This window comes from Bacteroidales bacterium (genome assembly GCA_041671145.1).
Classification (GTDB): domain Bacteria; phylum Bacteroidota; class Bacteroidia; order Bacteroidales; family JAHJDW01; genus JAQUPB01.
Genome location: JBAZBZ010000070.1, coordinates 1 through 6,759 on the forward strand (window position 1 = coordinate 1; position 6,759 = coordinate 6,759).

Annotated in this window: 5 protein-coding genes; all 5 read left to right on the forward strand. The window is 29.8% G+C overall.

Translation table 11 applies throughout. The features are described from left to right. Nucleotides 1-55: 55 nt before the first annotated feature. The gene (locus tag WC223_13640; GenBank protein MFA6925283.1) at nucleotides 56-2,455 is read left to right on the forward strand and encodes a TaqI-like C-terminal specificity domain-containing protein; all 2,400 of its coding nucleotides are present in this window, start codon (nucleotides 56-58) and stop codon (nucleotides 2,453-2,455) included. 51 nt (nucleotides 2,456-2,506) lie between these two features. Further along, on the forward strand, nucleotides 2,507-3,289 hold the full coding sequence (locus tag WC223_13645; GenBank protein ID MFA6925284.1) for a hypothetical protein: 783 nt from the start codon (nucleotides 2,507-2,509) through the stop codon (nucleotides 3,287-3,289). 45 nt (nucleotides 3,290-3,334) lie between these two features. Next, nucleotides 3,335-3,838: a hypothetical protein gene (locus WC223_13650; GenBank protein ID MFA6925285.1), complete on the forward strand. Its 504-nt coding sequence runs from the start codon at nucleotides 3,335-3,337 to the stop codon at nucleotides 3,836-3,838. A 365-nt stretch (nucleotides 3,839-4,203) separates the two neighbouring features. Then, nucleotides 4,204-4,956 (forward strand): hypothetical protein, encoded by a 753-nt coding sequence (locus tag WC223_13655; GenBank protein MFA6925286.1) that lies wholly within the window; start codon nucleotides 4,204-4,206, stop codon nucleotides 4,954-4,956. A gap of 1,247 nt (nucleotides 4,957-6,203) precedes the next feature. After that, the gene (locus WC223_13660; GenBank protein MFA6925287.1) at nucleotides 6,204-6,560 is read left to right on the forward strand and encodes a helix-turn-helix transcriptional regulator; all 357 of its coding nucleotides are present in this window, start codon (nucleotides 6,204-6,206) and stop codon (nucleotides 6,558-6,560) included. The last annotated feature ends 199 nt before the right edge of the window (nucleotides 6,561-6,759 follow it).

The window sequence follows — 6,759 nt, forward strand, 5'->3', positions numbered from 1 at the left end:
GTGTTTTAGGCGGCACAGTTTGCCGCGAAATAGGCGGACCAGTTTAGTGCGTAAAGTGCGGAACACTTTGTCGCGGAATTACTGGACCAGTTTACGCGGAATCTCCAATAAACTCTTACTTTATAAAAAAACACAAAAACTTTTAGACCGCTTTCTTTTTATACTCTTTGCCGAAGACAGATTATTACTTCCGCCAAACTCAATAAGAGAAATCATAAAACAATGGGAACGTTTTAAAGAAGAAGATGAATACTTTCCATTATATGATAGATTTAAAAAATATTTCAATTATTTAAACATAGGACACAAAGGAAAGACACATGAAATATTCGCATATAATGGCGGATTATTCGAAGCCGACGAAGTTCTTGACAATATAAAAATTGACGACCAAATACTTTTTACCCACACTCATAAACTTAGCGATTACGATTATCAAAGCGATGTTGATGTTAATATTCTCGGACATATTTTTGAACACAGTTTAAATGAAATTGAAGAAGTACAAGCCGAACTCGAAGGACAAACAATTGAAAAAAATAAAACCAAGCGAAAGAAAGACGGAATTTTTTACACTCCTAAATATATAACAAAATACATTGTTGATAAGACACTTGGTTCTTTATGTGATGAAAAGAAAAAAGAATTACAAATTAATGAAGATGAATTTAGTTATACAAAACGCAAAGCAAAAAGAAAAGAATTAATTGAAATACTCGAATCTTACCGCAACTGGTTATTAAAACTCACAATATGCGACCCTGCCTGTGGTTCGGGAGCTTTCTTAAACCAAGCATTAAATTATTTAATCGAAGAACATAAAATAATTGATGAACTGCAAGCAAAGGTTTCCGCTGCGAGCATTGTATTTCCCGATATAGAAAACAAAATACTTGAAAATAATTTATATGGAGTTGATTTGAATGATGAAAGTATTGAAATCGCAAAACTCTCTCTTTGGCTTCGTACAGCACAAAAAGGACGAAAGCTTACTTCACTTAATAAAAATATTAAATGCGGAAATTCATTAATTGATGATAAGGCAATTGCAGGTGAAAAAGCATTTAATTGGAAAAATGAATTTCCTGAAATATTTGCTAATGGTGGTTTTGATATCGTGATTGGAAATCCGCCATATACATATAGAAATGCAATTTTAGAAATAGAAAAAGACTTTTTTAAGAAAAACTACTCCTCAACGGAAGGAAATTTTGACTTATATAAATTTTTTATTGAAAAACTAAACATAATATCAAAACAAAACGGTTATTCGAGTTTAATTGTTCCAAATACCTTTTTAAGTGCAATAACTTATAAAAAGTTAAGGGAGATTATTGTTAATGAATTTAGAATAATAGAGTTTTTTGATTTAGGATTAAACGTTTTTGAAAATGTTGTTGTGGAAAGCATAATATTTACTTTCTGCAAACAGAAAGTTTCAATCCAAAATACACAAATTAAAATTGATAGAGAAAGAACGGGAAAATTCTTTAGTTTAGAAAAATCCTACATGATTGATTTATTAAAATATTATTCAAAAGACCACTCGTTTAATATTAATCTATCAAGTGAATTAGATACAATTATCAATAAGTGTCAATTAAATTCTATTGAATTAGGAAAAATAGCATACTGTACAGTAGGAATAAATACAGGTTATATTAAAGAAGAATTAACATCAAATAATAAAGTTGATGACAGATACCATAAAATGCTCAATGGAAAAAATATTGGAAGAAATTTTGTTGATTGGGACGAAGAATGGATTATGTATGATGTCGATTTTGTAAAAAGTAAAGGGGATAAAGGTCGGGCATTACCGCCAGAATATGTATTCTTAAAAGAAAAAATTTTAGTACAAAGAACAAGAAGAGGGATGAAAAGAAAATTGGTTTGTTATTATGATACAGAGCAATATTATAATTTAAACCGAATTTCAAATATTGTTTCAACAAACGATGATTATAGTCTAAAATATATCTATGTTTTACTTAATTCGGAATTATTAGATTTTTATTTTAATAAATATTTTAATGAATATGAAGTTAAACCAGTTCATTTGGCTAAGCTACCTATAAAAATATTAAATTTAGAGTTACAAAAATCTTTCACCGAAAAAGCCGACATAATGCTTTCCAAAAACAAAGAACTACAAGAAATAAAAACAAAATTCATAAAACTTTTTATATCAAAATATAATGATTTAAAAATCACAAATAAATTAGAAGATTGGATAAATCTTGATTTTAATAGCTTTTCAAAAGAACTCCAAAAACAAAAAATCAAACTTTCACTTACCGAACAATCCGAATGGCTCGAATACTTTGAAAAAGAAAAAGCCAAAGCAATAGAATTACAAAATGAAATAAATAAAACCGATAAAGAAATTGATGATATGGTTTATGAGTTGTATGGATTGACAGAAGAAGAAAGGAAAATAATTAAAAATAATTAATTGTCTTTATTTTATGTATTTGATTAAAAAAAAACAATAAAAAAAATATTCATGCATATTAAATATTACAGCCATGCAACAACGCATGTGTTAGTCGCAATTCGAAAATATATAAAAAAGAAAATATTGCCAATCATGGCAATTTTAATCGTTGCAATTCTAATAATTTTCTTAGGAATTTATTTGTTGAAATTTCATTCAAATTTATCATTAGAGCATTCTGATTGGGGAGATTTCGGAAGCTATTTCGCAGGGACTATAGGTGTTTGTTTTTCTTTGCTAGGTGTTATTTTCTTGTACATGACTTTTTTTCAGCAAAGAAAGCAGCAATTTGAGAATGCTTTTCAACAATACATCTCAAATTACTATATTTTATTAGATTTAATTAATGAAAGGTGGTTGCATAAAGCAATAGACATGCAAAAAAACATTGTTTACCAACATGGAAGAGAAATATTTGGTAATGCTGTTGGATATTTAGTAAAAGGTAGTGAAGTAGATAAGTTTAAGGAAATATTCAATATTCATAACAATGTATTCCGTCATCACTGTAATTACATAATTGAGTTTTTTAATATTATTGATAATAATGAGGAGATAGAAGATGATATAAAAAAAACCTACATAGTCCGATTTTTATCAATTATATCAACTTACGAATTAGTGTTTTTTGCTTACTATGTTAAATATCTTTATAATAAAAAAAATAAAAATCGCGAAAAAATTAAGTTATATTTAAAAGACCATCTTAATAATTTAAAGGATTTATTATTAACAAATAACTTTCCACATAAAGAACAAGTTGAATTTATAATTAATAAATATAATTTGTGAAGAAATAAAAATTGTGGCTATGAAATAACTTTAAGTAATAATATTATGTGTAAACAAATCAATACGAAATCAAAAGAAGAATTAGAGTTAGAGAAATTAAGTATAGAAGTTAAAGAATACAGAAGATGGTGGTTTTGCAAATATTCTTTTTGGAAAGCTATTTTGCCGTCACTAATAATTATTTTAGGTTCTTTATCTATTGGGGTTATTTCGGGTTTTTTTGATAAACAAAAGGAAAAGCTCAACAGCGAAAACAAAATAAAACAAAAAAAATTAGACTCTTTATCTTTAGCTATAACGAGATATGAAGATAGCTTAAAAACAATGAGAAAAGTTTATAAAAAGAAAGTTTTTGAATTAACAAAAAAATATGAACGAGAAAAACATAATGTTGATAAATTAAATAAAGACGAACAAATAAAATATTATAAAAACCAGTGTGATAGTTTAACAATATTAATAAACAATAAAAAAGCGATAAATTACATTTTGGATGAAAAAGGAAATAAAATAACTGATGAAAATGGTAAATATTTAATTGCAGAATAAAAAAATATTTGGGCATTCCACCAATTGCCACGCACAACCCTACGCAAATTGGTGTCGGGCTATTCACTTCAATACTTTTATTCGTTCCTCATAAAAGTATTTTCGCTACTATCCCTAATGCACGTTGCGTTTTATCGTTATTCAAAATATTAAGCAAAATATTTCTTTATAAACTTTCTGCCGTTAACTAAAAAAAACTTACCATTCCCTCATTTTCACTTGACTTTTGGTCTATAATTTGCTATATTTACAATAAGATTAATAAAATATAATTAAACCACAAACAACCCGCCTATGAGCCACTTCTACAAATTAACGCTCTCAGAATAACGGGAGCAATTTATTAATCTTAAAACTTCAAATTTATGAATTCTACAAGTGAAAGTGGACATTCTATGAATGTTGCAAACTTAGAAGAAGAAATTTCGGTTTGCACTGGTTACGGAGCCGCCTATAATCCGTCAAAAGTAAATTTAAAACTTGCGTCATTGCAAACATTACTTACTTCAGGAAGAAATGCTTTGCAAACTGTAAAATCGGCTAAAACGGTTTTTGACAATGCTACAAATGCGAGAGAAATTGCATTTACACCTCTTAAAAAACTTTGCACCAGAATTATCAATGCACTCAAAGCTACCGATGCAACTCAGCAGTTAATCGATGACGCATTAACTGTAAATCGCAAAGTTCAGGGCAAAAGAGCAAAGAAAATTGTCGAAGAAGTTGTTAAAGCCGACACACCCGAAAGTGCAACTGAAGCCGAACACAAAAATATTTCGGTATCACAACAGGGCTTCGACGACCTCATAGACCATTATACTAAAATTATTCAGGTGGTTTCATCTGAGCCGTTGTATGTTCCTAATGAACTCGATTTAAAAGTAACAGCCCTAAACACTCAGTTAACAAGTTTGAGAACTTTAAATACTGCTGTTATTAATGCACATACAGCATATTCAAATGCGATGTTATCGAGAAACATTGTCCTGTACCAACCTTTAACAGGTTTAGTTGATATTGGTTTAGAAGTAAAAAATTATGTAAAATCTGTATTTGGAGCCACAAGCCCACAGTATAAACAAATCAGTAAAATAAAATTCACGAAACATAATTTGTAAAAGGATAGTTCAGAAATACAAGGGGGTATATTAACAGTATATCCCCTTTTTGATTTTTAAATAGTTTTTAGACCGTTTTACACAGTTTTTTAGACACTCCCCAAGCAGTTCCATAAACAGACTCTTTTGGCATGATGCTTTTATATTTCAATATGATGACTGAGTATTTTTTTATGATTGCTGAGTGTTCTCCAATGATGACTAAGTATTCTTTGATAATGACCGAGTATTCCCCAATGATGTTTTAGTATTCTTGGATAATGACTGAGTGTTTTCGAATAATGTTTAAGTGTTCTCGCGTGATGACTGAGTATTCTTTGATAATAACCGAGTGTTTTTCAATGATGTTTTAGTATTCTCGTATGTTGACTGAGTATTCTTCAATAATATTTGAGTGTTCTTGCATGATGACTTAGTATTCTTGAATAACATTTGAGTATTTTCCTATGATGATTTAGTATTCTTGGATTCTGACTGAGTGTTTTTGAATAATGACTGAGTATTCTTCAATAATGTTTGAGTATTCTTGCATATTGACACAGAGGTTATGGTAGCTTATCGTTAATAGTCCCAACAGCACAATGGCAAGCACATGCTGCAAACCCCGCAAGCCAACCACGACCAAAGTTTGCAGCAAGAGCTTGCCAAACCCAACCCACTACATTCTGCAATTTGAAACAAAAACAAAAAAAATCCCACCCTTCTGTAAAAATTTAAACGCCATCCCACCTGCCAAAACAAAAAGGCACCCATTAACAATCAACACCAAAACCTGATAATGATAAATCATTCAAGAAACAGAAAAACCGCCAGTGCATAACATGGGCTTGTTTTAAGCGGGCAGAAATTAGTAATTTGATAATTCAGAAATTATTTATAAATTTGTTCACGGCTGAGAATGACGCAGGTATTTATTGCCCGCCTAAATCAAGCCCTAATCGTTGGGGGCAATATTTCAGAATCCCATTTTGACAATTAAAAAAGCGGATAGCAAAGTGTAAATTGACATCATAATTTAGATGACTGACATGAAAAATGAGAAAACAACCTACCTGTTTTTATGTTATTGCATGATACTTTTGTGTTTTTGAATGATTGTTTCGTGTTATAGCATGATGTTTTTGTGTTATTGAATGACTGTTTCGTGTTGCAGCATGACACTTTTGTGTTATTGAATAACATTTTCTTGTTATTGAAACATATTTTTGTATTTTTGCAATTTACTTTTGATTTTTAACACAAATATTATGTTGATACTTAACCTGACACCAATATTTAAAATGCGAGGGATAGAAAAGCCCTATACATTTTTAGTTAAAGCAGGACTTTCTCCACATTCTGCCACGAGCATATTGAATAATAATATACGCAGTTTTAGATTAGACCATATTGAATTGCTATGTGACATTTTAGTTTGTGAACCAAACGACTTGCTTGAGTGGAAACCAGACAAAGGAAAAAAATATTCAGACAACAATCCACTTTTGAAACTGAAACAACAACCGACAGACAATAAATGGCAAGAAACATTTTCGACAATGTCATTCAAAGAATTAAAAGAAGTAACCAAAACAATTGTTGACAATAAAAAAGGCAAAAAATAAAACAATACTGCCCCCAACATGGTGCTTATTTCATGCGGTGTTTTGTGGGTTTGGAAAAGTCATTGCTATTTATTAATTTTGTTTCGGTAGAAAATGAAGTGCGTATTAATCACCGCACAAAATAAGCACCCAACCGTTAGCACTCATGCTTTAAAAAAATACGTGCTTTGACAAAAAATTGTTGTAACTTTGCAGAAAA